23 protein-coding genes are annotated in these 25,491 nt (G+C 63.7%); 14 read left to right on the top strand and 9 right to left on the bottom strand.

The features are described 5' to 3' along the window. Window positions 1–278: 278 nt before the first annotated feature. Complete coding sequence (locus J8I87_RS17825) at window positions 279–1,331, bottom strand: NAD(P)-dependent alcohol dehydrogenase (protein WP_209932980.1); 1,053 nt, start codon at window positions 1,329–1,331, stop codon at window positions 279–281. A 401-nt stretch (window positions 1,332–1,732) separates the two neighbouring features. Here J8I87_RS17825 and J8I87_RS17820 point away from each other — a divergent pair, with 401 nt between their 5' ends. Beyond that, window positions 1,733–2,722, top strand: a complete 990-nt coding sequence (locus tag J8I87_RS17820) for an AraC family transcriptional regulator (protein WP_209932979.1) — start codon at window positions 1,733–1,735, stop codon at window positions 2,720–2,722. 22 nt (window positions 2,723–2,744) lie between these two features. Here the strand turns inward: J8I87_RS17820 and J8I87_RS17815 are convergent, their stop codons facing one another. Then, complete coding sequence (locus J8I87_RS17815) at window positions 2,745–3,137, bottom strand: VOC family protein (protein WP_209932978.1); 393 nt, start codon at window positions 3,135–3,137, stop codon at window positions 2,745–2,747. Window positions 3,138–3,283: 146 nt separating this feature from the next. Here J8I87_RS17815 and J8I87_RS17810 point away from each other — a divergent pair, with 146 nt between their 5' ends. Further along, window positions 3,284–3,598 carry a hypothetical protein gene (locus J8I87_RS17810; RefSeq protein ID WP_209932976.1) on the top strand — a complete coding sequence of 105 codons (315 nt, stop codon included), beginning with the start codon at window positions 3,284–3,286 and terminating at the stop codon, window positions 3,596–3,598. A gap of 180 nt (window positions 3,599–3,778) precedes the next feature. On the opposite strand, the gene J8I87_RS17805 is transcribed toward J8I87_RS17810, so the two are convergent. Continuing rightward, window positions 3,779–4,966 (bottom strand): polysaccharide pyruvyl transferase family protein, encoded by a 1,188-nt coding sequence (locus J8I87_RS17805; RefSeq protein WP_209932975.1) that lies wholly within the window; start codon window positions 4,964–4,966, stop codon window positions 3,779–3,781. Between the two features lie 318 nt (window positions 4,967–5,284). On the opposite strand from J8I87_RS17805, the gene J8I87_RS17800 reads away from it, so the two are divergent. The 8 genes from J8I87_RS17800 to J8I87_RS17765 all read left to right on the top strand — a co-directional run bounded on the left by J8I87_RS17800 (window position 5,285) and on the right by J8I87_RS17765 (window position 12,644). After that, on the top strand, window positions 5,285–6,106 hold the full coding sequence (locus J8I87_RS17800) for an alpha/beta fold hydrolase (RefSeq protein WP_209932974.1): 822 nt from the start codon (window positions 5,285–5,287) through the stop codon (window positions 6,104–6,106). 104 nt (window positions 6,107–6,210) lie between these two features. Further along, window positions 6,211–6,474: a DUF2164 domain-containing protein gene (locus tag J8I87_RS17795; RefSeq protein WP_209932973.1), complete on the top strand. Its 264-nt coding sequence runs from the start codon at window positions 6,211–6,213 to the stop codon at window positions 6,472–6,474. After that, entirely contained in the window at window positions 6,423–6,848 is a 426-nt protein-coding gene (locus J8I87_RS17790; RefSeq protein WP_409518767.1) for an aldo/keto reductase, read from the top strand. The genes J8I87_RS17795 and J8I87_RS17790 overlap by 52 nt, the downstream gene beginning before the upstream one ends. Before the next feature lie 138 nt (window positions 6,849–6,986). After that, the gene (locus J8I87_RS17785; RefSeq protein WP_209932972.1) at window positions 6,987–7,496 is read left to right on the top strand and encodes a DUF1697 domain-containing protein; all 510 of its coding nucleotides are present in this window, start codon (window positions 6,987–6,989) and stop codon (window positions 7,494–7,496) included. A gap of 117 nt (window positions 7,497–7,613) precedes the next feature. Further along, window positions 7,614–8,546 (top strand): 2-hydroxyacid dehydrogenase, encoded by a 933-nt coding sequence (locus tag J8I87_RS17780; protein ID WP_209932970.1) that lies wholly within the window; start codon window positions 7,614–7,616, stop codon window positions 8,544–8,546. 28 nt (window positions 8,547–8,574) lie between these two features. Then, complete coding sequence (locus J8I87_RS17775; RefSeq protein WP_209932969.1) at window positions 8,575–9,057, top strand: OsmC family protein; 483 nt, start codon at window positions 8,575–8,577, stop codon at window positions 9,055–9,057. A gap of 748 nt (window positions 9,058–9,805) precedes the next feature. Then, on the top strand, window positions 9,806–11,140 hold the full coding sequence (locus J8I87_RS17770; RefSeq protein WP_209932968.1) for a sigma-54 dependent transcriptional regulator: 1,335 nt from the start codon (window positions 9,806–9,808) through the stop codon (window positions 11,138–11,140). A gap of 274 nt (window positions 11,141–11,414) precedes the next feature. Then, window positions 11,415–12,644: a metallophosphoesterase gene (locus tag J8I87_RS17765; RefSeq protein ID WP_209932967.1), complete on the top strand. Its 1,230-nt coding sequence runs from the start codon at window positions 11,415–11,417 to the stop codon at window positions 12,642–12,644. A 45-nt stretch (window positions 12,645–12,689) separates the two neighbouring features. Here the strand turns inward: J8I87_RS17765 and J8I87_RS17760 are convergent, their stop codons facing one another. The 5 genes from J8I87_RS17760 to betI form a co-directional block, all read right to left on the bottom strand. Further along, a complete protein-coding gene (locus tag J8I87_RS17760; RefSeq protein ID WP_209932965.1) occupies window positions 12,690–12,893 on the bottom strand; it encodes a hypothetical protein in 204 nt (67 codons plus the stop codon). 244 nt (window positions 12,894–13,137) lie between these two features. Further along, window positions 13,138–14,577 carry an MFS transporter gene (locus J8I87_RS17755; protein ID WP_209932962.1) on the bottom strand — a complete coding sequence of 480 codons (1,440 nt, stop codon included), beginning with the start codon at window positions 14,575–14,577 and terminating at the stop codon, window positions 13,138–13,140. Window positions 14,578–14,752: 175 nt separating this feature from the next. Continuing rightward, entirely contained in the window at window positions 14,753–16,471 is a 1,719-nt protein-coding gene (betA, locus tag J8I87_RS17750) for a choline dehydrogenase (protein ID WP_209932961.1), read from the bottom strand. Window positions 16,472–16,483: 12 nt separating this feature from the next. Continuing rightward, on the bottom strand, window positions 16,484–17,953 hold the full coding sequence (gene betB / locus J8I87_RS17745) for a betaine-aldehyde dehydrogenase (protein ID WP_209932960.1): 1,470 nt from the start codon (window positions 17,951–17,953) through the stop codon (window positions 16,484–16,486). Between the two features lie 46 nt (window positions 17,954–17,999). Beyond that, a complete protein-coding gene (betI, locus tag J8I87_RS17740; RefSeq protein WP_209932959.1) occupies window positions 18,000–18,590 on the bottom strand; it encodes a transcriptional regulator BetI in 591 nt (196 codons plus the stop codon). Window positions 18,591–18,787: 197 nt separating this feature from the next. Between betI and fdhA the strand changes: the two genes are divergently transcribed. Continuing rightward, window positions 18,788–19,987 (top strand): formaldehyde dehydrogenase, glutathione-independent, encoded by a 1,200-nt coding sequence (gene fdhA / locus J8I87_RS17735; RefSeq protein WP_209932957.1) that lies wholly within the window; start codon window positions 18,788–18,790, stop codon window positions 19,985–19,987. 127 nt (window positions 19,988–20,114) lie between these two features. Here fdhA and J8I87_RS17730 read toward each other — a convergent pair whose 3' ends face one another. Next, window positions 20,115–20,582 carry a hypothetical protein gene (locus J8I87_RS17730; protein WP_209932956.1) on the bottom strand — a complete coding sequence of 156 codons (468 nt, stop codon included), beginning with the start codon at window positions 20,580–20,582 and terminating at the stop codon, window positions 20,115–20,117. A gap of 491 nt (window positions 20,583–21,073) precedes the next feature. Here J8I87_RS17730 and J8I87_RS17725 point away from each other — a divergent pair, with 491 nt between their 5' ends. The 3 genes from J8I87_RS17725 to J8I87_RS17715 all read left to right on the top strand — a co-directional run bounded on the left by J8I87_RS17725 (window position 21,074) and on the right by J8I87_RS17715 (window position 25,470). After that, complete coding sequence (locus tag J8I87_RS17725; RefSeq protein WP_209932954.1) at window positions 21,074–22,762, top strand: AMP-binding protein; 1,689 nt, start codon at window positions 21,074–21,076, stop codon at window positions 22,760–22,762. Window positions 22,763–23,018: 256 nt separating this feature from the next. Next, on the top strand, window positions 23,019–23,804 hold the full coding sequence (locus tag J8I87_RS17720) for an esterase/lipase family protein (RefSeq protein ID WP_209932952.1): 786 nt from the start codon (window positions 23,019–23,021) through the stop codon (window positions 23,802–23,804). 82 nt (window positions 23,805–23,886) lie between these two features. Then, window positions 23,887–25,470 carry a WS/DGAT/MGAT family O-acyltransferase gene (locus J8I87_RS17715; RefSeq protein WP_209932951.1) on the top strand — a complete coding sequence of 528 codons (1,584 nt, stop codon included), beginning with the start codon at window positions 23,887–23,889 and terminating at the stop codon, window positions 25,468–25,470. Window positions 25,471–25,491: the final 21 nt, after the last annotated feature.

The following is a 25,491-nucleotide window of genomic DNA, read 5'->3' as shown; positions in this document are numbered from 1 at the left end:
CGTCAAGCACTGGCGGGGTGAGCGGCTTTCTTTGCTTCCTTTCTTTGCCGCGGCAAAGAAAGGAGGTGCCGCCCCGCACAGGGGCAACGCCCGCGCCGCGAGGCGCAATCGCGGATGCCAGCGATAACGGCAAAACAGACCGCGTCGCCGACGAGATCGACGTTGCGATGGCTCACGCCGATCGCCAGAATGGGAGGCGCGCCGGTACGACGTGTGCAATGACAAATGCCATGCGGGGAGCAGGGACAGGCCGCCATGCCGCGCGGCCCGGTTGCCCGTTACTTCCGCAGCGAATCGAGATCGATGACGAAGCGGTACTTCACATCGCTCTTCAACATGCGCTCATAGGCTTCATTGATCTTCTGCATCGGAATCATCTCGATGTCCGACGTGATGCCGTGCTTGCCGCAGAAGTCCAGCATCTCCTGCGTCTCGGCAATGCCGCCGATCAGCGAGCCAGCCAGACGCCGACGTTTCATGATCAGGTTGAACACCTGCGGCGACGGGTGATCATGCTCCGGCGCCCCCACCAGCGTCAGCGTGCCGTCACGCTTTAACAGGTTGATGAACGGATTCAGATCGTGCTGCGCCGCGACCGTGTTGACGATCAGATCGAAGCTGTTCACATGCGCGTCCATTTCCGCCTGATTCTTCGAGATCACCACTTCGTGCGCGCCGAGTCGCTTCGCGTCCTCGATCTTCGACGGCGACGTCGTGAACAGCACGACATGCGCGCCCATCGCGTGCGCGAGCTTCACGCCCATGTGGCCGAGCCCGCCGAGCCCGACGATGCCGACCTTCTTGCCCGGTCCCGCGCCCCACGTGCGCAGCGGCGAATACAACGTGATGCCCGCGCACAGGAGCGGCGCGACGCCGGCCGGGTCGAGGTTTGCCGGTACGCGCAGCACGAAGTCCTCGTCGACGACGAGTTGCGTCGAATAACCGCCGTAGGTCACGGCGCCCGTCAGGCGGTCGTTGCCGTTGTAGGTGCCGACGAAGCCGTTCTCGCAATACTGTTCGAGTCCTTCCTGGCAGCTTGCGCAGGTGCGGCACGAATCGACGAGACAGCCGACGCCGACCAGATCGCCGACCTTGTATTTCGACGCTTGCGGCCCGACTTTCGTCACGCGGCCGACGATCTCATGGCCCGGAACGACGGGGAAAATCGTGTTCTTCCATTCATTGCGCGCCTGATGCAGGTCCGAATGGCAGACGCCGCAAAACAGGACTTCGAGTTGTACATCGTGTTCGCGCAGATCGCGGCGCTGAAATTCGAACGGCGCGAGCTTCGATTGGGCGTCGGTTGCGGCATAGGCGTAAGTCGTGGTCATGACTGCTCCAGCTTGATGATGCAATTGCGCGGATCGCCGCGGCGCGATGCAGCGCGGCGGATGAATCTGTCGTGCGCCGAGGCGCGCGGGATGTCCGTGCAGAGGTCCGTCCGGGGAGCGCGGATGCGGCAATGCGGGCGGGCATTGCGCGGTTCGCCGCTGTTCGCCGCGGTTCGCGTGCGGTGCGCATGTGGTGCGCGAGGCAGTGGACGGGGTATCGCGGACAGGAAGCGGGCTTTGCGACAGGGTTCCCATGGTAGGCAGCGCGCGCCCCCCAAGGAATACCTGAAGGTCTTGAAGACTTGCCTAATTCTCCTGGTGGCCGACGCGCCAGGCCATTCAATGCTAGATTTCAAGCCATATTCTCTGGCGGCCGATGGTTTCGCCCACTGGATTTCATCATGTCGGACACAAAACTTTCACAGGCCGTGCCGCTCGCGGAGCGCACGGCGCAGCAGCGCATGGTCGAATTGCTGCGCACGCTCGCGCCCGCCGAGGGCATGACGGACGCGCCGCTCGAAGGCGTCAGGTTTCTGCGCGCGAATCACCCGATGCCGCGCCGCCCGGTGATGTACGAGCCGAGCATCGTGATCGTCTGCCAAGGCCGCAAGCGCGGCTACCTGGGCGACCATGCGTATATCTATGACGCGCAGCAATACCTGGTGTTGTCCGTGCCGTTGCCGTTCGAGTGCGAAACGGAAGCTTCCGTCGACGAGCCGTTCCTCGGCATTTCGATTCGCGTCGATCTGACGATGGTCGCCGAGCTGCTGATGCTGCTCAACGAAACGCACGGCGCCGTCGATGGCGAGCCGCGCGGCATCTACTCGACGCCGCTCGACCGGCCATTGAGCGACGCCGTGCTGCGCCTGCTCGAAGCGCTGGTATCGCCTTTCGATGCGAGAATACTCGCGCCGTCGATCGTGCGCGAGATCTGCTACCGCGTGCTGACGGGCGTGCAGGGCGATGCGATTCGCGCGGCGCTCACGCATCAGCATCACTTTGGTCGCATCGCGAAGGCGCTGCGCCGCATCCATACCGAGTACGACGCCGCGCTCGATGTCGAGACACTTGCGCGCGAGTCGGGCATGAGCCTCGCTGTGTTTCATGCGCAGTTCAAAAACGTCACGTCGACTTCGCCGATGCAATACGTGAAGACGACGCGCCTGCATCACGCGCGTCTGCTGATGCTGCAGGACGGGCTGAATGCGAGCGCGGCGGCGGCGCGCGTCGGTTACGAAAGCGCGTCGCAGTTCAGCCGCGAATTCAAGCGGCTGTTCGGCCTGAGTCCTGTCGATGAAGTGAAGCGCATGCGCGGCACGCTCGACCCTGTGATGCCGCCTCAGGCCCAACGTCCCGTCGCGGCCGTGCGCAAGTACGTGACGACGAACTGAAGCGGCGCATGACGTCGCGCCGTCACGCAGGTTCGTGACAACACACGCAGAGCTTGTTGCCGTCGGGGTCGCGAAAGTACGCGCCGTAATAGTTCGCGTGATACTCGGGGCGCAGCCCAGGCGGACCTTCGCAGAGGGCGCCGTGCGCGAGCGCCGTCGCGTGCGCGCGATCGACGCCCGCGCGGTCCGCCGCCAGCAACGCGACCATATGGCCATTGCCCGCGACGGCGGGCGCGCCGTCGAACGGCTTGCCGACCAGAAACAGCGGCCGCGCGACGCCCGGCTTCATCCATCCCGCCCACGGCCTGTCGTCCTCGCGAAACTTGAGCGCGAGCCCGACTTCGTCCAGCACCGCCGAATAAAACGCGAACGCCCGCCCGAAGTCGTTGACGCCGATGAACACGTGGGAAGGCATCGTATGCGGCTCCTTGACGTTGCTAACGGAAACCCACCAGGCAGGTAACGCCGATACCAGCATGATTGCTGATCTGGCTACGCTTTCGCGCGGTGATTACGATGGTCGCGCCGTCCATTCGAACAACTGCCACGGAGCCCGCCATCATGAAGCGTTTTCACATCGCGCTCGCTGTCGCGAACCTCGACGAATCGATTGAAGACTATAGCCGCCGTCTCGGGCAGCCGCCCTCGGCTGTGGTGCCGGGTCAGTACGCGATGTGGCGCACCGACCTGCTCAACTTCTCGATCAACGTGAAACCCGGCCAGGCAGGGCAGTTGCGCCACGTCGGGTTCGAGGACGACGCCGCGCAAGGCTATTCGAGCAGCGTCGACGTGAACGGGCTCGAATGGGAGCTGTTCTGCGCAGCGGAGCAGGATCGCCGCATCGTCGGCGCATACGGCGTGCCAGCGAAGCACTGAGCCCGCGAGCCGCTCGTGCGGCTCGCTTTCGTGGGTCACTTCTGTGGCGTGCTTTTGCGCCTCACTTCTGTGGCCGCGCGCCGCCCGTTTCCTGCGTCGTGTAGCAGCCCGCGGATCTGCTGATGTACGCGCAAAAGCGCACGCGATTGTTTTCGCGCAGGCGCGGGGCATGCATTCCCATCAGGCGAGATGTGCCGCGAGTCCCGGGAAATCGTCGCGATAACGCGTGACGAGCCGTACCGCCGTCTGCTCGAGCCGCGTGCGATCGAAGGACAGCGCGAGCTCCGCTGCGTCGGCCATCGCGCTCACGGTGGTGGCGCGCGGCATGTCCGAGTCTTCCCATGTTTGGGCGAATGCGATCTGCTTGGCGGGCCTCGCGAAGCTTTCATCATGCAGCAGATTGATGCGCGGCCGCGCGAACGCCATCGCGACGATCCGCCCGTGCAGGCTGCTGCCGATATAGCCGCGGCTGTGTGCGATCAGTGCGCAGATGTCCCAGATATTCAGCGAATCGAACAGATGTATGAAACGCGCGCGCATGCGTGCGGCGGTGCGTTGGAAACAACAGAAGTCGTCGTGCCACGGCGCCGCGCCCGCGCGAAAGAACACGACGGCGAGCCCGTGCGTCTGCGCGAGCGCATCGAGCTGCGCGGCGATCCGCGCGAGCGTCGCGTCGTCGCCGAAATCGGCGCTGAACTGCACCGCGAGGTAACCGTCCGGCGACGCTTCGATGATTCGTTTGACGGCATCCGACGCCGCATGCTCGCGGATTGTGCCGCCGAACAGATCGGCCACCATCACTGCGCAATCGGGCACGAGCCGCGCTTCGATTCCGGAGCGCGCGAGCAGCGCCTGTGTGTGTGCGTCGCGCACGCTGATATCGTCGGCACGCGCGAGCTTGCCGAGCACTTCGTTGCGCAGCGCTTCGTCGCGATCGGTCAGCGCGACGCCGCCGACGGCATGAAAGAGCACGCGCGCGGCGCAACGCAGCGATTGCTTCGACGACACATAGGGCGCAAGCCCGCGCACGCCGAGCATGCGTTGCGCCCATGCAAGGCGGTCGCGCCGCTGCGACGCGATGATCCGCTGCGCGTCATCGGGCGATTGCAGCATCACGGCGGCTTCCCACGCGTCGCAGGCCAGAATTTCGCCGCCGACATGAATCAGATCGATGGCACGTTCGTGCAGCCGTCCGAGCGCCTCGACGCGATGCCCGCCTTGCGCGCGCAGGTCGCGCGCGGCCAGTCCCGCGATGCGCACGTCGCGTTCGCCGAGCATGCGCTCAACGACATGCGGAAACAGCATGTCGCCGAGATTGTGGCGGTCGAATGCGCCGAACAACACGACGGGCCGCAGGCTTGCCGACATCGTTCGATCCTGTCTATGCGCCGCCCAGACATCGCATTGCGCGGCGCGATCGCTGATCTGACTTTCGCATTGTGAACCCTGCGAATCGATTTGACCCGTCGCCCGTTGGCGATTGCGAATGCTTACCCGTCACGTTCAGGGACGCGCGATCCCGCTCGACCCTTGCACCCCTTTGCTGAAGAATCTTTTACGCGGCGTTAACATGGACGCGTCATCGAAAGCGTCCGTACGAATGCTTGCGCGCACCCGTTGAACGACCGTCCATCGACGCCTGGCCGCGCGGCGCAACGTCTTACCCACACAAAGGAGCGAAGTCGAATGAGCACGATCACCACGAAGGATGGCACGCCGATTTTCTACAAGGATTGGGGCTCGGGCCGTCCCGTCGTTTTTTCTCACGGCTGGCCGCTGAACGCCGATGCGTGGGATGCGCAGATGCTGTTCCTGCTGCAAAACGGTTTTCGCGTGATCGCGCACGACCGTCGCGGACACGGCCGCTCGGGCCAGCCGTCGAACGGCAACGACATGGACACGTACGCCGACGATCTCGCCGCGCTGCTCGACGCGCTCGACATACAGGGCGCGACGCTCGTCGGCCATTCGACGGGCGGCGGCGAAGTCGCGCACTACATCGGACGTCATGGCACGAAGCGCGTCGCCAAAGCCGTGCTGATCGGCGCGGTGCCGCCTTTGATGCTGAAGACGCAAGCCAATCCGGGCGGCCTGCCGCTCGACGTGTTCGACGGCATCCGCAAGGGCGTCGCCGATAACCGCTCGCAGTTCTACAAGGATCTTGCGATGCCGTTCTTCGGCTTCAATCGTCCCGACGCGAAGGTGTCGCAAGGCACGATCGACGCCTTCTGGGCGCAGGGTATGGCGGGCGGCATTCACGGGCAATATCTGTGCATCCGCGAGTTCTCCGAAGTCGACTACACGGAAGACCTCAAGAAGTTCGACGTGCCGACGCTGATCCTGCATGGCGACGACGACCAGATCGTGCCGATCGACGCGGCAGGCAAGATGTCAGCGAAGATCGTGAAGAATGCGACGTTGAAGATCTACGAGGGTGGTGCGCATGGCATGTGCGTGACGGAGGCGGACAAGGTCAACGCCGATCTGCTCGCGTTCATCAACAGCTAAAGTGCGCGCGTGTAGCCAAACGGCGCACCCTTGCCGGCTGCGCCGTTTTGCTGTTTCATCCGCATTTGCGCATCGCCCGATGCACGCAACGCAAGGATGAACCCATGGCAATCGAACTCGACAAGGACGTGCGCAACGAGGCAATCGTGTCGATGCAACGCTATTTCGCGCAGAACATGGATGAACCCATCGGCAATATCCAGGCAGGCGCGCTGCTCAGTTTCTTCGTCGAGGAAATCGGCCCCGTCATCTACAACCTCGCGGTGCAGGACGCGCAGGAACGCATGCATGCGCGCGTGGCCGAGCTCGATATCGAGTGCCACGAAGACACATTCGGCTACTGGAAGAAGTACGGCAAGCGCCGCTGAGCCGTCACGCCGGGTCGCGGCCGCGATTGTCGCGCAACACGAAATCGACGAACGCGTGCAGCGGCGCGGGCATGTGCGTCGAGCACAATCTCGCGCTCGTCGACGCGCTGCGCAAGGTCGCGGACGCGAAGGGCGTGTCGGTCGCGCAGATCGCGATTGCGTGGGTCGCCGCGCAAGGCGCTGACATCGTGCCGCTGGTCGGCGCGCGGCGGCGCGACCGGCTGACGGAAGCGCTCGGCGCGCTCGACGTGATACTCAGCGCAGACGTTCTCGCCGCCATCGAGCGCGCCGTGCCGAAGGGCGCGGCAGCGGGCGAGCGTTATGCCGCCGCGCAAATGGCTCATCTCGACAGCGAGAAGGGCGCCGCGCATTGAGGCGTCGAGCGCACGCAACGCGGCGCTGGCGGATAGCCCGCCGCTTGCGCCGACGCGTTCGCCGCCGTGTTTGCCGCCGTGTTCGCGGCATGCCCGTTGCGATAACATCGGGCGCGATTGCGACTGCACACTTTCACCATGACCACCTATGTTGCGTTGTTGCGGGCCGTCAATGTCGGCGGCACCGGCAAGCTGCCGATGACCGAGTTGCGCAGGATGTGCGAGGAAGCGGGTTTCACGCATGTGCGCACCTACATTGCGAGCGGCAATGTCGTGTTCGACAGCACGCTCGCAAAGCGCGCGGCGCAAGAGGCGCTCGAACGCAGTCTCGAAGCGTATGCGGGCAAGCGCGTCGGCGTGGTGATCCGCACGGGTAAGGAGATGGCGGCCGTGCTGCAGGCGAACCCGTTCCATCAGGAAGCGCCGAACCGCACGGTCGCGATCTTTCTCGACGCCGCGCCGCCCGCCGACACGCTCGAGCACATCACCGGCCAGCGGAACGAGCGGGTCGCGCTCGGCAAGCAGGAGATCTATGTGCATTACGGCGACGGCATGGCAAAGACGAAGCTCAAGATTCCCGCCGCGAAGACAGGTACTGCGCGCAACATCAACACGATCGCCACGCTGGCCGAATGGGCCGCGCAATGATCGCGAACGGCGCTGCGACGAATCGGGCTTGTTGCTACACTGCGCGTTGCCCGCTTCGTTGCGGCGCTTCCCTTTTCACTTTTCCGTACCTTTCGGTTTTCCGCTTGCGCCACGGTCATGGAACCTTCCCTGCTCATACTGATCCCACTCGGCGACGACAGTCGCGCGCGCCTTGACGCATCGTTCGACGTGCTTTATGCGCCCACGCGCGACGCACGCAGCGAATGCATCGCCGCGCACGGCGCTGCGATTCGCGCGGTGCTGACCAATGGCACGACGGGCTTGAGCGCTGACGAGATCGACCGCTTGCCCGCGCTCGAATTCGTCAGCGCGCTCGGCGCGGGCTACGAAAACATCGCCACGGGCCATGCGCGTGCGCGTGGGATCGTGCTCGCGAACGGCGCGCGCACGAATGACGATTGCGTCGCCGATCATGCGCTTGCGTTGCTGCTCGCCGTCGTGCGCGACGTGCCGCAGCGCGACCGCGCGACGCGCGCAGGCATCTGGCGCGACGCGTTGCCGATGCGGCCTTCGGTGTCGGGCAAGCGGCTCGGCGTGGTGGGGCTGGGCAACATCGGGTTGAAAGTGGCGCGGCGCGCCGCCGGCTTCGATATCGACGTTGCGTATCACAATCGCAAGCCGCGCGACGGCGTTGCATTGCGCTACTTCGACAGCCTGCATGAACTCGCGCGCTGGAGCGACTATCTCGTCGTTGCGACGCCGGGCGGCGCGGCGACGCATCATCTGATCGATCGGGCCGTGCTCAAAGCGCTGGGGCCGCAGGGTTATCTGGTGAACGTGTCGCGCGGCAGCGTCGTCGATACGGCGGCGCTTGCGCATGCGTTGTCGCATCGCTTGATCGCGGGCGCGGGGCTCGACGTGTACGAGGGCGAGCCGCAACCCCCGCACTCGTTGCTGCCTTTGACGAACGTGGTGCTCACGCCGCATGTGGCGGGCACGTCGCCGGAATCGATCGCAGCTTCCGTCGATCACTTCATCACGAACGCGACGCGCCATTTTGCAGGCGAAGACGTGTTGACCCCCATCTGATCGTTCACTTCACGAGGAGCATTCGGCGATGGCCAAACATACGGCGCTGATCGAATGGAGCAGCAACGGCAGCACATTCACCGACAACCGCTATAGCCGCGCGCATCGCTGGACATTCGACGGCGGTGCGGTGGTGCCCGCATCGAGTTCGCCGCATGTGGTGCGCGTGCCGTTCTCCGATCCCGCGGGCGTCGATCCGGAAGAGGCGTATGTCGCGGCGCTGTCGAGCTGCCACATGCTGTGGTTTCTGTCGATCGCGGCTGGGCAAGGTTATGTCGTGACGTCGTATCGCGACGAAGCCGAAGGCACCATGGCGAAGAACGACGCAGGCAAGGAGGTGGTGACGCGGGTCGTGCTGAAACCCGCCGTTGCGTTTGCAGGCGCGAAAGCGCCGAGCGATGAAGCGCTCCGGCAGCTGCATCATCTCGCACACGACGCGTGCTTTCTCGCGAATTCGGTGAAGACGGTGATCGATGTGGAAGGAAGCTGGAGCTTCGGCGAAAGCCAATAAGCAGCGCGCTGTAAAGAATGGCCGACCGGTCAGGTCGGCCAAAAAGGATCTGGCTATTCCGAGGGCCATTGCCAGAACCGAGAGGTCGCCATTATGACGTGCCTAGCTGAAGCTTCGCTTAAGCGCACCGCACGCAATGTCCATAAACGGCACCGGCTTGCGCCATTGCGAACTGCTTACGTCTGCGCAGCAACAGTGACTGCTGATGCGTGCACTCAACGTGTTTTTACCCACATCAGCATCGCTTAAGGTTGGCGCTCCAAGAACGCCGCGCCGCGCTGCGACGTTCTTTCGGTAAGCACTGCATTTCCAGCGCCAATCGAATCGGAATTACCGCCTTGCTCGCTGCATTCGCGTGCAACCTTCAGCATTTTTCTCGTCATATAGCAGTCGAAGGAGAAAGAAATTCTGCATTTCTTTCGTACTCGATTGTTCTGTGTTCGGCTTGCCACAGTCATTCATGCGGAATGTAAAGGATCGTTACTTTGGTAAGCGAACTGCCATTCGCGCAATCGACTCTGTCATTTCTCTGCCGCCTTCCAACACATGGATCACACGCATTCGGCCGTAGTCTGAGGTTGGAATTCGACAACCTGTAGTCGCAATTAGACGTTTTCAAACAGTAACAACGAGCCGTGCTTAAGGGGTCATGATTCCGTTACTTTTTGAGTAACCGATCGCGCACGATGACACGGGGCGTGAAGCTGTCGGTGCGTGCGATCATTCGAGGCGGGACAACCGGGCACACATGAACCTCAATCTGAAACGGCTCTATCACGTTTGCAACCCTGAGCGTGCATGTCTTGATGGCAATCTGCCGACGCAGCGATGGCGTATCCGCAGCATCGACATTCGTGAGCGTCAGGGCGCCGCGTTGCTGGCCGATGACCATGCAGCCGGCCTGATCGAATTTCCGTCGTTGACGATTCCGTCGGATCTGAAGGAAGTCGACGAGCTCACGCGGTCGAGCGCGGAGATCAAGTGGGTCGCCGTCGTGACCAACGCGCATCTGAGCGATCCCGAAGTGAGCCGCATCGTGCGTACGCGTTGTGTCAGCTACATCAGGCTGCCCGCTGCGGCCGACATGATCGCGCACGCTCTCGATCAGGCGTATGAGATGTCGGACGGCGCGTGCGACGAGCGCAGCAGCGCGAGCACGGAAGCGGGCGCGATGATCGGCGCGTGCGCGCTCATCGGCGATGTGCGCGTGGCGATACGGCACGCGTGGGCGCATGAGCGGCCCATCACGATCGTCGGCGAGGCGGGAAGCGGAAAGCGCTTGACGGCCTCGTCGATTCATGCGGGTTCCGCGCGCCGCGACGGACCGTTCATGTCGATCGATTGTGCGGCCTACGCGCCGGAACGCGTGGAGCTGGAGCTATTCGGCGCAGGAGACCATCAGGTCGATGAGGGCAATCAGCGCTCCCGCCTCGAAGCGGGTGAGGGCGGTTCAGTGTATATCGACGGCATCTGCGAACTGCCGCTTGCGACGCAGCAGCGTCTCGCAGATCTGCTCGGCAATGGACCGCGCAATGTGCGCATCATCTGCTCTTCACACATCGACTTGCAACGCGCCGCCGACGAGCAGCGTCTGCATCCGCGTCTGCTCGGATGGTTGTCGCCCGACGTGATCCGGATTCCGCCGTTGCGCGAGCGCGGCGCAGACGTCCGGCTGCTCGCGGCGTATCTGCTGAAGAGCTTCCGCTCGGATTCCCGTCATGGCGTGCAAGGCTTCTCGCCCTGCGCATGGGAAGCATTCGATTCGCACATGTGGCCGGGCAACGTGCAGGAGATGATCAATCGTATACGTCATGCGATTGTCGCGAGCGATGGCGCGCTTATCACGGCTGCCGATCTGGGATTCGATCACGTCGCGAATCTTCCAGTGCTCAGGCCCTCCAGCGAGACGGAAGAGATCCCCGAGTGGGCGGCCGTCGAGCTTGCCGTCGCGCGAAACCACGGGCGGCTCGATGCCGCAGCGACGGAGCTGCAGATCTCAAAGGTGCTGCTCACGCGGATGCTGGCATCGAGCGCGCGGCGGACATCGACGACAGCGGGCGTGCGTCGGGCAGACTCGGCGTAAGTGCGCACGCCGCGCGTCTGCAGACTGAGAACGCGCGTCACGCACATGCTTCACGAACGCGCTTCAAGAAACCGCTTCACGAACGGTTACACAAAGCATTTTTGTGTAGCACTTTTTCGAATTTCTGCGCTGTATGCTTTCTTCATCCGGTGCGCGACGCGTGGGAAGAAGCGTCTGTTGACGCGCGTGCGCCCGCGCACATTGACTGATTTACTTGCGAATATTTTCGGATTTTTTTGCGCAGTTCAATGTTGTTTTCCGTGCCCTTTGAGCCATGAAAGAGCCCTATCGCGCCGTTCACCGCTATCCGCGCAACGACTCAGGACGAGACTTCGTCGTGGGCGACATACACGGCTGCTTCACGCAGTTGCGCAAGGAGCTCGAGGCGCGCGGATTCGATCCGCGGCGCGACCGGCTGTTCGCGGTCGGCGATCTGGTGGATCGCGGGCCGGAGTCGGATGGCTTGCTGGAAGCTGTCGAACGCTTCGGAATCAAGTCGGTGAAGGGCAATCACGAAGATGTCATCGTGCGGTGGCACAACGGCGAGGAGCAGTCGCTTTCGCTGCTGAGCAACGGCGCGGATTGGCTGCTCGACCGGGCCGACGACAGGGGATGGGTCAGCGCGCTCGCGCGCTACATGGCGGCGCTGCCCTATCTGATCGAGATCGAGACCGCGCATGGGCTGGTCGGAATCGTGCACGCGGATTCGCCCGTTTCGGACTGGCGCGTGCTCGTCAGCCAGATCGAACGCGAGACGGCCGACGGCAAGACGCGCCGCAAGGCCATCTGGTCGCGCACTCGCTGGAAGACGTATCAGTCGCATCCCGCGCCGTCGCGCAACACGTTGCGCGGGCTGCTCGACAGGGCAAAGCATAGCGTGCGCGCGCAGACTCACGCGGCCGGACGCATCGAGAACGTGACGGCCGTGATCGTCGGCCATACGCCCGTGCCCACCGTCACCGCGAAAGACAATGTCATCAACATCGACACGGGCGCCGTGTATGGCGGCAAGCTCACGATCCTGGATCTCGCCGAGTTGCCGCAATGGGTCGACGTATCGGATCGGCCTTACGTCGCGCCTGCCGATTGGGTTCGTCGCGAGCCCGCGGGGCGTGCCGCGACGAACGCGGGCGTGCATGTCGGCGCGAACGAGCCCGCGACGGCTGAGCGCCGCGCAATGGCTGACACATCGGCTGCGAGCACGGACAGCAGCCCGGCCATCGCCGAGCGTGCCGCCGTGACTGAAGAAGCCGCTGCAATGGCTGTCAGCCCCGAAGAACTTGCTGCAGCGGATAGCGTCGCGATTGCGGAAACGGCCATATCCACGGCCAGCCCGGTCGCGCGCGACGAAGGACCGCGTCTCGCGCCTGAGTCCAGACCCGCACGGGAACCGTTGTCGTCGTTCCCGGCGAACGGCATGCATATCACGGTGCGCATGAGCATCAACAGCTTCGTGAGCGAACGGCGCCCGGCTGCCGGTACGACGGGCACCAGGCGGCGGTAGCGGCAGCCGGCCGGCACATTGGGGGCGGGGGTCGCGCCCACGCGCTCAACGCGCACCATCCATCCCAAGACGTTTCAGCAGATCGCGCCCGCGCGCGCTGATCTGCAATGCGGCCGCGCCGCCGCGAAGCTCGTGGACTTGGACGAGTTCGTAGTGATGTAAAGCGAGGACATCGGGGTCGAGCGATTCGATGCGGCGCTCACTGCTATTCAACAGCATGAGCGTCGCGAGTTCGTGAGGGCTCAACATCAGGACACCTCCGTGGACAAGTGAGCGATCAGTCCGCACATGCTAAACGGATGGCGCGACAGTTTGACTACGAATGTGTTTCATGAAGTTACGCCGTTACAGGTTTGACGGCGATGAAAGGCGGCTGCTCGCGCTGCTTGCCCGACGCATGCGGGAAAAACGCGGCCGTGGGTGCTGTAGAGCATGTAACAGGCTTACTCGAAGGTAAGCCCGTGGCGGCGACTGGAAAGCATGCTGACGTGCGTCAGCGAGTGTCGTCGACGGCGACGCGCCAGGCGGGCGCTTCATCATCGACGTGCGAGACGAGCGTTTCGAGCGACAGCCCCTTCGTCTCGATGCCCATCACCCACACGGCGAGCGCAGCCACGCCGAACGACAGCGCGCCGAGCGTGAACACGCCGCCCTGTCCGAACACGGGCAGCACCACGCCGACGGCATACGGGCCGATCAGCGAGCCGACACGGCCGATCGCCGACGCGAAGCCGGAGCCCGTCGCGCGCGCTCCCGTGCCGTACAACTCCGGCGTGTAGGTGTAGAGCGCGGCCCACATGCCGAACAGGAAGAACTGCATCGCGAGTCCCGCGCAAATCAGCAATGTCACGCTGCCCGCGTGCAGTGCGGTTTGTCCATAGACGTAGGCCATCGCGCCGCCGCCTGCCAGCGAAGCAATACACGTGGGCTTGCGCCCCCAGCGCTCGACGAGCCACGCGGCGCACAAGAAGCCCGGCACGCCGCCCAGCGAAATGAGCACGGTGTAAAGCACCGACTTCGTTACCGCGAAGCCCGCCTGCTGCATCAACGCGCCGAGCCACGACGTCAGTCCATAGAAGCCCAGCAGCGCGAAGAACCACAGTGTCCATACCATGATGGTGCGCTGCCGATAGGCGGCGCTCCAGATCTCGCGAAATGCGCCGTGCTTCGCCGGCGCCGGGCGATCGGCGAGCGCCGCCGGCGCGGGCAACGAAGCGATGCCTTTGGAGCGCATCACCTTCGCTTCGATCTGGTCGAGCACGGCGTCGGCCTGCGCGAGACGGCCGCGGTGTTCGAGCCAGCGCGGCGATTCGGGCACGATACGGCGCACGATCAGCACGAACACGGCGGGGATCGCGAGCAAGGCGAACACGGTGCGCCAGCCGAATTGCGGCAGCACGACGTACGACACGCAACCGGCCGTGATGAAGCCGAGCGGCCAGAATCCATCCATCAGCGCGACGAGGCGTCCGCGCGACGACGTCGGCACGAACTCGGACAGGAGCGTCTGCGCGATCGGAAACTCCATGCCCATGCCGATGCCGAGCAGCACGCGATAGAAGATCAGCGCATCGACGCTTTGCGCCGTCGAGCACACATACGACGCGACGCCCCACAACACCATGCTCCACTGGAAAACGGGGCGGCGTCCGAAGCGGTCCGCGAACAGGCCCGCGACGGCGGCGCCGATCACCATGCCGAAGAAGCTGGCGCTCGCCACAAGCCCCGCCATCGCGCTCGACAGGCCGAATTCCGTCTTGATCGAGCCGAGCACGAAGGTCATCGTGCCGAGATCGACTGAGTCGAAGAAGAACGCAATCGCGATGATGATGAAGATGGTGCGGTGATAACCCGAAAACGGCAGGCGTTCCAGACGCGCGGCGGCGCTGGGACGCATCGCAGAAGAAACGGAAGAAGAAGCGTTGATCGGCATGGCGTGCCCGCTGGATAGTGGAAGAGGCCGGTTGCGCTGTCGAAGCGCGCACGCTTCGAAGCCCGGTTCGCTCCAGTAGACGCCGCCATTAATCCGTCATATAGAACAGATTCGGCATTGCAGTGGAACGTGTGCGCCATCCGTGCGTGTCATCGCCGGCGGCGCACGCGGCCGCTCAATGCGTATGCGCGGCCATGCCCGGTGCCGGTGCACGCGCAACGTTTTTCGCTCCGCGCGCCGGTGCGCCGTCCGCGACATAGTACGGCGCGGTGGAGCGCGCGAGCGGTTGGCGCCCGCGAATCCTGTCGGCGATCTTTTCCGCGAGCATGATGGTCGGCGCATTCAGGTTGCCCGTCGTGATGCGCGGCATGATCGACGCATCGACGACACGCAGCCCTTCGAGACCATGCACACGTCCTTCGCCATCGACGACGGCCATGTCGTCGTAGCCCATCGCGCACGAACACGACGGATGGTAGGCCGTCTCCGCGCGGGCGCGCACGAACGCGTCGATCTGTGCATCTGTCCGCAGTTCCGCGCCGGGGCTCAGCTCTCGGCCGCGGAAACGATCGAGCGCGGGTTGCGCGATGATCTCGCGCGTAATGCGGATCGCGTCGCGGAACTCGCGCCAGTCGAGCGGCTCGGACATGTAGTTGAAGAGAATCGACGGATGCTCGCGCGGATCGCGCGAACGCAGCTTCACGCGGCCGCGGCTCGGCGAGCGCATCGAGCCGACGTGGGCCTGAAAGCCGTGCATTTTGATCGCGTTCGTGCCGTTGTAGTTGATTGCAACGGGCAGGAAGTGATACTGGATGTTCGGCCAAGGGTCGTCGTCGCGCGTGCGGATAAAGCCGCCCGCTTCGAAATGATTGCTCGCGCCGATTCCCGTGCCCCTCAACATCCATTCGATACCGATCGCGGGCTGATTGCGCAGCAGCAGTGCAGGGTAGAGCGACACGGGCTCCTTGCACTCGTACTGCATGTACATCTCGAGATGGTCCTGCAGGTTCTGCCCGACGCCGGGCAGATCGAGCACGACGGGAATGTCCAGTTCACGCAGCCACGCGCCGGGGCCCACGCCCGAGCGCTGCAGCACTTGCGGCGACGCAATCGCGCCGCTGCACAGCAGCACCTCGCGGCGCGCATGCACGGTGATCCGCGCCTGGCCGTCCAGATACACGACGCCTTGCGCGCGCTTGCCGCTAAACAGAATGCGGTCGGTGGTCGCGTGCGTGACGATCGTCAGGTTGGGGCGCGGCCTTGCCTGATCGAGATAGCCGCGCGCGGTGCTCGCGCGGCGGCCGTTTGCCGTCACCGTCCGGTCCATCGGGCCGAAGCCTTCCTGCCGATAGCCGTTGAGGTCGTCGGTGCGTGGATAGCCGGCCTGCACGCCCGCTTCGACCATCGCTTCGAATAGCGGGTTCACGCCGGGCTTGCTGGTCGTCACATGCACGGGGCCATCGCCGCCGTGATAGTCGTTTGCGCCGATATCGCGCGTCTCGGCCTTGCGGAAATACGGCAGGCAATCCAGATAGGTCCAGTTTTCAAGGCCTTTTCGCCCAGCCCAGCCGTCGTAGTCGAGCGCATTGCCGCGGATATAGCACATGCCGTTGATCAGCGACGAGCCGCCCAGCCCCTTGCCGCGCCCGCACTCCATACGGCGGTTGTTCATATGCGGCTCGGGGTCTGTTTCGTACGCCCAGTTGTAGCGCCGCCCTTGCAGCGGATACGCGAGCGCGGCAGGCATCTGCGTGCGAAAGTCGAAACGATAGTCGGGCCCGCCTGCTTCGAGCAGCAGCACGGTCACGTCGCGGTCTTCCGTCAGGCGCGTGGCGAGCACGTTGCCCGCCGAACCCGCGCCGATGATGATGTAATCGTATTCCTTCGCTGCCATGCTGCGCTCCCCTCAAAACACGGGCTGATATTGGCCCAGTTCGACCTGGACGGACTTGATGCGGGTGTAGTGCTCAAGCGTCGTGATGCCGTTCTCGCGGCCCACGCCCGACTGCTTGTAGCCGCCCACGGGCATTTCGGCGGGCGACTCGCCCCACGTGTTGATCCAGCAGATGCCGGCTTCGAGCCCGTGGATCACGCGATGCGCGCGTGACAGGCTCTCCGTTACGACACCTGCCGCGAGGCCGTAGAGCGTGTCGTTCGCACGCGCGATCACGTCGTCTTCGTCGGTGAAGGTGAGAATGCTCATCACAGGGCCGAAGATTTCCTCGCGCACGATCTTCATGTCGTCGCGGCAGTCCGCGAACACGGTCGGCTGCACGTACTGGCCGCGCGCGTAGTCGCCTTGCGTGATGCGCGCGCCGCCCAGCACGAGCCGCGCGCCTTCCTGTTTGCCGCTTTCGATGTAGCCCAGCACCTTGTCCAGTTGCGCGGCGCTTGCGAGCGGACCGAAATTGGTCGACGGGTCCGACGGCCTGCCGATGCGGATGCGCTTCACGCGCTCGATCACGCGCGCTTCGAACGCCTGCTGCACCGACTGATGCACGAATACGCGCGTGCCGTTCGTGCATACCTGGCCTGCGCTGAAGAAGTTCGCGGTGACGGCGATGTCGGCGGCGCGGTCGAGGTCGGCGTCGTCGAACACGATCAGCGGCGACTTGCCGCCCAGTTCCATCGTCACTTCCTTGAGCGATGAGCCGCCCGCCATCGACATCACTTTCTTGCCTGTTTCCACGCCGCCCGTGAACGAGATCTTCGCGATGCCGGGATGCGCGGCGAGCATCGCGCCGACGCGTCCGTCGCCCTGCACGACGTTGAATACGCCAGCCGGCACGCCCGCTTCGAGATAGATCTCGGCGAGCTTCGACGCCGACAGCGGTGTGATTTCGCTCGGCTTGAAGATCATCGCGTTGCCGGCCGCGAGCGCGGGCGCGGACTTCCAGCAGGCGATCTGGATCGGGTAGTTCCACGCGCCGATGCCCGCCGTGACGCCTAGCGGTTCGCGCCGCGTATAGACGAACGATTCGGCGCGCAGCGGAATCTGCTGGCCCTCGATGGCCGTCGCGAGGCCCGCGTAATACTCGATCACGTCCGCGCCCGTGACGATGTCGACGGCGCGTGTTTCCGCAATCGGCTTGCCCGTGTCGCGCATTTCGAGTTCGGCGAGTTCGTCGTTGCGCGCGCGCAGCAGCTCGACTGCGCGGCGCAGGACGCGCGAGCGCTGCATCGCCGTCAGCGCGGCCCACGCGCGCTGGCCTTCGCGCGCCGATAGCACGGCGCGATCGATGTCGGCAGCGCTTGCTTGCTGGACGCTCGCGAGCTTGTCGCCCGTTGCGGGATCGAAGCTGTCGAATGTGGCGCCGCTAGTGGCGTCGACATATTCGCCGCCGATGTAGAGACGTTGCAGGCCGTAGGCGGGCATCGGTGTTTCTCCTTGAAGTGCGGGTGTTCGTGTCGATGCGCTGCGTTCAGGTGTCGCGGCGCGCGAGCAGCAGGTCGATGTAGTCGTTGGCCAGACGCAGCGCGGCTTTCGTGTCGAACGGGTCGCCCGACAACGCGCCGCGCAGCCAAAGTCCGTCGATCATCGCGGCAAGGCCGCTGGCCGCGCGCCGCGCGCTGGTGCGCGGCAGCTCCTTCGCGAACTCGGCGCACAGGTTCGAATACAGACGCCGCGTGTTCACGCGCTGCAAACGGCGCAACGCGGGCTCGTGCATGCTCTCGGTCCAGAACGCGAGCCACGTCTTCATGACGGGGCCGCTCACCTGCGAGACGTCGAAATTGGCGGCGACGATCGCGCGCAAACGCGCGCGCGGCTGCGGCTTCGCGGCGATGCGCCGGCGCGTCGTGGCCGCCCACAGATCGCGCAGGATATGGCGCATCGTCGCTTCGAGCAGTCCGTCCTTGTCGCCGAAATAGTGGCTGACGATGCCCGTCGAAATCTTCGCGCGGTGCGCGACGGACGCGAGCGTGGTGGCCGACAGTCCGGACTCATCGATGGTGAGCAGCGTGGCGTCGATCAGTTGCGCGCGACGCACTTCGCGCATTCCGACTTTGGGCATGGGGGCTCGCAGTGCTTCCGAAAGCCGTCACTCTAGTCTTTTTTTATTGAACGTTCAATCAACAAAAAGCGGTCCAAACGGGATTTGTCGGTTTGAGGAAAACACCTGTCGGGTTTTGAACATTGGCGTGCGGGGCAAAGGGTCTAACCTCGAATCAGCGCTCTTTTGCGCATGCAGACCAACATGGAGACGAGACGATGAGCAGCAATCGCGGGGTCGTGTATGTGGGGCAGGGCAAGGTCGAAGTGCGGCCGATCGATTACCCGAAGATGGTCGATCCGCGCGGACGCGCGATCGGTCACGGCGTGGTTCTCAAGGTCGTGTCGACGAACATCTGCGGTTCGGACCAGCATATGGTGCGCGGCCGCACGACGGCTGAAACAGGCCTTGTTTTAGGGCACGAAATCACGGGTGAAGTGATCGAGGTGGGCCGCGACGTCGAGACGCTGAAAATCGGCGATCTCGTTTCGGTGCCATTCAACGTCGCGTGCGGCCGTTGCCAGACCTGCAAGGAGCAGCATACGGGCGTGTGCCTGAACGTGAATCCGGCGCGCGCCGGCGGCGCCTACGGTTACGTGGACATGGGCGGCTGGATCGGCGGACAGGCCGAGTACGTGATGGTCCCGTACGCGGACTTCAACCTGCTGAAGTTTCCCGACCGCGACCGCGCGATGGAAAAGATCCGCGATCTGACCTGTCTTTCCGACATACTGCCGACGGGCTATCACGGCGCAGTGATGGCGGGTGTGAAGCCGGGCTCGACCGTCTATATCGCGGGGGCGGGCCCCGTCGGCATGGCGGCAGCGGCGTCGGCGCGCCTGCTGGGCGCGGCGTGCACGATCGTCGGCGACATGAACGAAGAGCGCCTCGCGCATGCGCGCGCCGTCGGCTTCGAGACGATCAATCTGTCGAAGGACGCGTCGCTCGGCGAGCTGATCGCGCAGATTCTGGGCAAGCCCGAAGTGGATTGCGCGGTGGACTGCGTGGGCTTCGAGGCGCATGGCCACGGCAGCAGCGGGTCGCGTGAGGAAGCGCCCGCAACGGTGCTCAATTCGCTGATGGACATCACGAAGCCGGCTGGCGCAATCGGCATTCCGGGACTGTATGTGACGGACGATCCGGGCGCCGTCGATGCCGCCGCGCGCAAGGGCAGCCTCAGCATCCGCTTCGGCCTCGGCTGGGCGAAGTCGCATTCGTTCCATACGGGGCAGACGCCCGTGATGAAGTACAACCGCAATCTGATGCAGGCAATTTTGTGGGACCGTTTGCCGATTGCGGATATCGTGAACGTGACGGTCGTGTCGCTGGATGATGCGCCCGATGGTTACCGTCAGTTCGATGGCGGCGCGCCGCGCAAGTTCGTGATCGATCCGCACGGGTTGCTGAAGGCCGCGTGACGCACGCGCATTCGCTTGCATTGCGCGGGTAGCAGGTCGAAATCTCCGTTGTCCCGGTGCTGGACGATGCCGCGCTTCTTTTTAAAGGAAGCGCGGCATTTTTTCGCACGACGTTCGCGCGATGACTTCAAAAGTCGTGACGAATCGAGAAAGTCGCACCTCTTTCGTGCGAGTGGTTCTGGTTCACCAGCGGGTTGGCCCTGAAACTCCATTCGTCGCCGGGCGAATCAGGTGTCAGGCCGTAATCAGGCGCACCCTGCACGTGGCCCGGCTGTGCGCCGTCGGGACGGGGCAGGCCCGGGTTGCCTTTCAACTGCCCAAAGCGCCGCGCGTACCCCGGCGCGATGCTGTAGTTGTCGTACAGGCCATAAGTCGGATTGCCCATGTGCAACGGGCTTGCTACGACATAGCGGTGCAGATGCCGTTGCGGCGGATACGCACTCGACGGAATCGGCGGATACGAGTAGAACAGGATCGACGGCGGTTGTCCGATGGGCAACGCGCGCGCGTGATCGTTCGCGTATGCCGTGCAGCTGGACAGAGCCAATACCACGCCGGCAACCCAGCGAAATGGATTGCCATGCTTCGCGGACATGAGGCAATCAACGACAAAAGTAGTCACGTTACCGGTCGCCTAGGCCCGGCAGGCTTCTTACGGGCCACATACTACATTTTAGTGCTTTCCGGCTTCTGCTTCTGATCGACTTGCGCCACGCGTCGATGCTGTCTCAGCTTGACGCGGATGCGTCGCCTGCGACGTGCAGATACGCGCCGCGGATTACCGGGACGACGGGAACCGCCATTGCCCTGTGCGGCAATTGTGCGCCTGCACAAGCGTCGAAATGAATGACCTTGTGCGCACCCCCTACAAAAGAGTGGGCGATTTGTGCACCGCAAGTGCGTATCTTTACATGCGCAGTATTGATCCCCGCTGCTGTATCTTCGATCGGAGCGCCGATCAAACAACCCAACCCGTTTAAGCTTCGCTCGCGCGGACGCTTCGCAAAAACATTGCGGTTCACCTTGCGACAAATGCGGATTGCTAAAAAAACGTCTGAACGGACAGAATAAGAAGTGGAGAGAGACATGAGCGGCAAATATTCGAACACGTTGGTGCATCGGTTTCTGCATTGGGAGCAGGCGCAACCGGACGCGATCTATCTGACGGAAAGCACACCTGATGGAACGGTCGTCGACTACACGTGGCGAGAAGTGGGCGATCAGGCGAGGCGCGCGGCGGCATGGCTGCAGGCGCAGGCACTGCCGCCGCGCAGCGCGATTTCGATCATCGGAAAGAACAGCGCCCACTGGATCATCGCCGATCTGGCGATCTGGCTCGCGGGCCATGTCTCGGTGCCGCTCCTTCCGGGCACGAGCGCGGAGATGGCGCGTTACGTGCTGCAACACTGCGACGTGCGCATGATCCTCGTCGGCAAGCTCGACGACATGGCGGAAGGCTGGAGCGCGCTGCGCGGCGTGATGCAGGCGCACGCACCCCTCGTCGCCCTGCCGATGTCGCCGCCGTTGCCCGACGCCATCCAGTGGCAGACGATCGTCGCCCAGCATGAACCCTTGCGCGAGGTCCACCTGCCGCAGCCCGGCGAGTTGGCCACGATCATCTATACATCGGGCAGCACAGGCCAGCCGAAGGGCGTGATGCACAGCTTCGGCGCGATCTACGCATACGCGATCGAAAGCGGCAAATTCAGCGGCTTCGGCACGGGCGACCGCGTGCTGTCGTATCTGCCGCTCGCGCATACGGCGGAGCGTTCGTTTGTCGAGTCCAATTCGCTCTGCTACGGATTTCGCGTATTTTTCAACGATAGTCTTGCGACCTTCCCGCAAGACCTGCTGCGCGCCCGCCCCACAGTGTTCATCTCGATGCCGCGGCTGTGGACCCGGTTCTATCGGAGCGTGATGGACCGGCTGCCCGCAAGCCAGCAGGCGTTGATCCACGAGTTTTCGCCTGAAGGCGCGGCGCTCAGGAAAAAGATCCTGACGATGCTTGGGCTCGATACGACGCGCATGGCGTTCACGGGCTCCGCGCCGCTGCCCGCGGAAATCACCGACTGGTACCGCGCGCTGGGCCTCGAACTGCTCGACGTGTACGGCATGACGGAGAACTTCTCGTACTCGCATTACAGCAGGCCTGGGCAGGTGCGGCTCGGGTATTCCGGCCAGGCAATGCCGGGCGTCGAATGCCGGATCGCGGAGAACGGGGAAATCCTCGTGAAGTCGCCGACGATGATGCTCGGCTACTACAGGCAGCCGGAGCTGACGGCGCAGAGCACGACGGAGGACGGCTTCTTCCGGACGGGCGATTGCGGCGAACTCGACGAACTGGGCCGGCTGAAGATCACGGGCCGGGTCAAGGAAATGTTCAAGACGAGCAAGGGCAAATACGTTACGCCGTCTCCGATCGAAAACCTGATGAACCATCCGAAGATGGAGTCGGTGTGCGTGACGGGGGCGGGCTATCCACAGCCGTTTGCGTTGCTGCTGCTGTCGGCCGCCGCGCGCGCCGAGATGCAGGACATGCGTGGCCGCGAAACGCTGCGCACGGAGATGAAGGAATTGCTCGATAGCGTGAACGCCCAATTGGACAAACACGAGAAGCTGGCGTTCGTCGTGCTGGTGAAGGAACCGTGGACGGCCGACAACGGCTGCCTGACGCCGACGATGAAGATGAGGCGCAGGGTCATCGAAGAGCGTTATATGCCACTTGCAACGGAATGGGCTGAACGCGCGGAAGCCGTCATCTTCGAGGACGAGTAACCACTACGGAGCGGACCGTCGTTGGTCCGCTCCACGCCGCGCGCGCGGCATGCAACGCGAAACCCGATCGCCTGTTCAGGCGGTGTCGTGCCGGCCGGCGCGGCGCCGCGCCGCGTGAGCGGCCCATACCTTGGAAGCGCCTTGCAGGCATATCCGTGCTTGAGCGATGGAAGGAGGCTGCGACGCACATCGCATTCCACATTCGATCGATGCCGCGCGTCGCAGAGCTTTGTCATCACCATAAAAAGGAACGCTCATGCTTCCAAAGACGGACCCTTCATTGCCGCCATCCAGGTATCTGCTGATGCTCGAGGCGCGCGCGATCTACGAACTCGGCGTGTTCTACGCGATGGCGCCGCTTCTGCGGCTTGCTCCTGCCGGCGACGGTCATCCTGTCCTCGTGCTGCCCGGATTCGGCGCGAGCGACATTTCGACAGCGCCGTTGCGCATGTTTCTGCGCGGGCTCGGCTACCGCGCGCATGGCTGGCGGCTCGGCATGAACCTGGGGCCTCGCGCCGACGTCGACGAGAAGATGCACAAGCGCCTTGAATGGCTGCACGAGCACTACGGGTGCAAGGTCAGCCTGATCGGCTGGAGTCTCGGCGGTGTTTTTGCGCGCGAGATGGCCCGTCAGTCCCCGGAACTCGTGCGCTGCGTGATCACTATGGGCAGTCCCTTTGCCGGCGAACCGAGGGCGAATCACGGCTGGCGCCTCTACGAGACGCTGAGCGGCCGGAAGGCGGACGACTGGCCGGATCGGGAGCGCATGAAGCAGCCGCCGCCGATGCCGAGCACGGCCATCTACAGCCGCTCGGATGGTGTCGTTGCCTGGCAAGGGTGTCTCGAGCAGGTGAGCCCGAGTTCGGAAAACATCGAAGTGGAAAGCAGTCATTGTGGCTTCGGACATCATCCCGCCGTGCTTTACGCGATCGCGGACAGGCTGTCGCAGCCGGAGGGCCACTGGAAGCCATTTAACCGCGAGACAGGCTTGAGGCGGGCGATTTATCGTGAAGCAAGCCAACAGGAGAGTGTCGGGACATAGCGGGGCGTACCGCTTCCCGTTTTTGCCCGGCTTTGTGCGCAGCTTTGGAAAGAAGAAAACTTAAATACACGGAGAGATACCAATGGACCATTTGAGCAGCGTGGACGCTTCCTATCTGCATCTGGAAACGCCTGAGACACCGACCCATATCGGCAGTCTCATGCTTTTTGAACTTCCGGACGGTTACACAGGGGACTTTTACGAGGACGTGAAAGCGGTGCTTGCGAAGCGCCTGCATCTGTGCAGCCTGTTCCACCGCAAGCTGGCACAGATGCCATTCGAACTGGCCGATCCCATCTGGGTTGAAGACGACGATGTCGATCTCGATTATCACGTGCGCAGTCACACCCTTCGCAAACCCGGGACGATGGCGCAACTCGAACAGGTCGTGGCGCGGCTGCATTCGTCGCTGCTCGATCGAAGCCGTCCGTTGTGGGAAGTCTATGTGATCGATGGCCTCGAAAACGGGCAGATCGCGTACTACACGAAAGTGCATCACAGCACGATCGATGGCAAGGCGGCCGTCGAGATGGGCAAGGTTCTTTACGATATCTCGCCCGAGATTCGCGAAGTCCGGCCGCCGCGGCGCACGCGCCGCAATCATTCGTATCAGCTCGGCGTCGTCGAGCTTCTGCAGGCAGCCTTTTCCAATACCGGCAAGCTCTACAGCGAGATCGTCGCAATGTGGCCGACGGCCATCAAGGCAGTGGGCATGGCGAGCAGTACCGTGGTCACACGCAAGTTGACGCAACGGGGGCGCGGTCTCGGCCTCGCGCCGAAGACCATTTTCAACACGTCGATCACCAACCAGCGCTCGTTCAGCACCCTGTCGCTGCCGTTCGACGACGTCAAGGCGCTCAGCAAGCGAGTCGGCGGCACGGTGAACACGCTCGTGATGGCGATGTGCAGCGGCGCATTGCGGCGGTTTCTGCAGGAACGCAACCTGCTGCCTGACACGTCGCTGATCGCGATGGTGCCTGTCAGCTTGCGCGGCGAAGACGACGCGTCGATGAACAATCAGGTGTCGGCTGTCCGCGTGGATCTCGCAACCGATATCCCGGACCTGTCCGAGCGCTTCAAGGCAATCCACGCGTCGTCCGAATCCGCGAAGGCCGTGGTCCGCGAACTGAAGCCCGTGCTGGGGGCGCAGATTCCCGTCTTCGGCGCGCCATGGCTGCTCTCGGGCATTGCAACGCTGTTCGGCCGGTCCGGTTTGCCGAGCCGTATGCCCGCCGTCGCCAACGTGTTGATCTCCAACGTGCCCGGTTTGCCGAGGCCGCTTTACATGGCGGGCGCACGGATGGTGCATTACTACCCCGTGGCGGTTCCGTATCACAGTCTCGCCGTGAACATCACTGTGCAGAGCTACGCGGGGTCGATGGAATTCGGCATTACCGCCTGCCGGCATGTCTTGTCCCAGGAAGAGTGCCAGGAACTGATCGGGCATCTGGTGGCTGAACTCGAAGCTATCCGGCAACTTGAAGATGTCCAGACCGACATGGTGCAGGCACAGGTGAGCGTTGCGGATCAACCGTCGATGCAGGTCGCCGAGACGACAGCCGATGAAGACGTGCCCGGAAGCAATCTCGATGTGCGGCGCGCGCCCGCTTCAAAGCGATCGGCTCGCAAGCCGGATGCTGACACGCGGCAGGCAAGCGAAGCATAGCGGCACGGTGTCCCGGCAATT

The organism is Paraburkholderia sp. LEh10 (assembly GCF_017814945.1).
Lineage (GTDB): Bacteria > Pseudomonadota > Gammaproteobacteria > Burkholderiales > Burkholderiaceae > Paraburkholderia.
Note: the sequence above shows the minus strand (reverse complement) of the source record. Positions and strands in the feature narration are given on the sequence as shown.

Bases quoted from the DNA above. Each gene is read 5' to 3' on its own strand.
- J8I87_RS17720 (WP_209932952.1), top strand. From the start codon at position 23,019: ATGCTTCCAAAGACGGACCCTTCATTGCCGCCATCCAGGTATCTGCTG.
- fdhA (WP_209932957.1), top strand. From the start codon at position 18,788: ATGAGCAGCAATCGCGGGGTCGTGTATGTGGGGCAGGGCAAGGTCGAA.
- J8I87_RS17725 (WP_209932954.1), top strand. From the start codon at position 21,074: ATGAGCGGCAAATATTCGAACACGTTGGTGCATCGGTTTCTGCATTGG.
- J8I87_RS17730 (WP_209932956.1), bottom strand. From the start codon at position 20,582: ATGTCCGCGAAGCATGGCAATCCATTTCGCTGGGTTGCCGGCGTGGTA.
- J8I87_RS17800 (WP_209932974.1), top strand. From the start codon at position 5,285: ATGAGCACGATCACCACGAAGGATGGCACGCCGATTTTCTACAAGGAT.
- J8I87_RS17780 (WP_209932970.1), top strand. From the start codon at position 7,614: ATGGAACCTTCCCTGCTCATACTGATCCCACTCGGCGACGACAGTCGC.
- J8I87_RS17785 (WP_209932972.1), top strand. From the start codon at position 6,987: ATGACCACCTATGTTGCGTTGTTGCGGGCCGTCAATGTCGGCGGCACC.
- J8I87_RS17765 (WP_209932967.1), top strand. From the start codon at position 11,415: ATGAAAGAGCCCTATCGCGCCGTTCACCGCTATCCGCGCAACGACTCA.
- J8I87_RS17810 (WP_209932976.1), top strand. From the start codon at position 3,284: ATGAAGCGTTTTCACATCGCGCTCGCTGTCGCGAACCTCGACGAATCG.
- betI (WP_209932959.1), bottom strand. From the start codon at position 18,590: ATGCCCAAAGTCGGAATGCGCGAAGTGCGTCGCGCGCAACTGATCGAC.
- J8I87_RS17820 (WP_209932979.1), top strand. From the start codon at position 1,733: ATGTCGGACACAAAACTTTCACAGGCCGTGCCGCTCGCGGAGCGCACG.
- J8I87_RS17760 (WP_209932965.1), bottom strand. From the start codon at position 12,893: ATGTTGAGCCCTCACGAACTCGCGACGCTCATGCTGTTGAATAGCAGT.
- betB (WP_209932960.1), bottom strand. From the start codon at position 17,953: ATGCCCGCCTACGGCCTGCAACGTCTCTACATCGGCGGCGAATATGTC.
- J8I87_RS17715 (WP_209932951.1), top strand. From the start codon at position 23,887: ATGGACCATTTGAGCAGCGTGGACGCTTCCTATCTGCATCTGGAAACG.
- J8I87_RS17825 (WP_209932980.1), bottom strand. From the start codon at position 1,331: ATGACCACGACTTACGCCTATGCCGCAACCGACGCCCAATCGAAGCTC.
- J8I87_RS17805 (WP_209932975.1), bottom strand. From the start codon at position 4,966: ATGTCGGCAAGCCTGCGGCCCGTCGTGTTGTTCGGCGCATTCGACCGC.
- J8I87_RS17795 (WP_209932973.1), top strand. From the start codon at position 6,211: ATGGCAATCGAACTCGACAAGGACGTGCGCAACGAGGCAATCGTGTCG.
- J8I87_RS17770 (WP_209932968.1), top strand. From the start codon at position 9,806: ATGAACCTCAATCTGAAACGGCTCTATCACGTTTGCAACCCTGAGCGT.
- betA (WP_209932961.1), bottom strand. From the start codon at position 16,471: ATGGCAGCGAAGGAATACGATTACATCATCATCGGCGCGGGTTCGGCG.
- J8I87_RS17815 (WP_209932978.1), bottom strand. From the start codon at position 3,137: ATGCCTTCCCACGTGTTCATCGGCGTCAACGACTTCGGGCGGGCGTTC.
- J8I87_RS17775 (WP_209932969.1), top strand. From the start codon at position 8,575: ATGGCCAAACATACGGCGCTGATCGAATGGAGCAGCAACGGCAGCACA.
- J8I87_RS17755 (WP_209932962.1), bottom strand. From the start codon at position 14,577: ATGCCGATCAACGCTTCTTCTTCCGTTTCTTCTGCGATGCGTCCCAGC.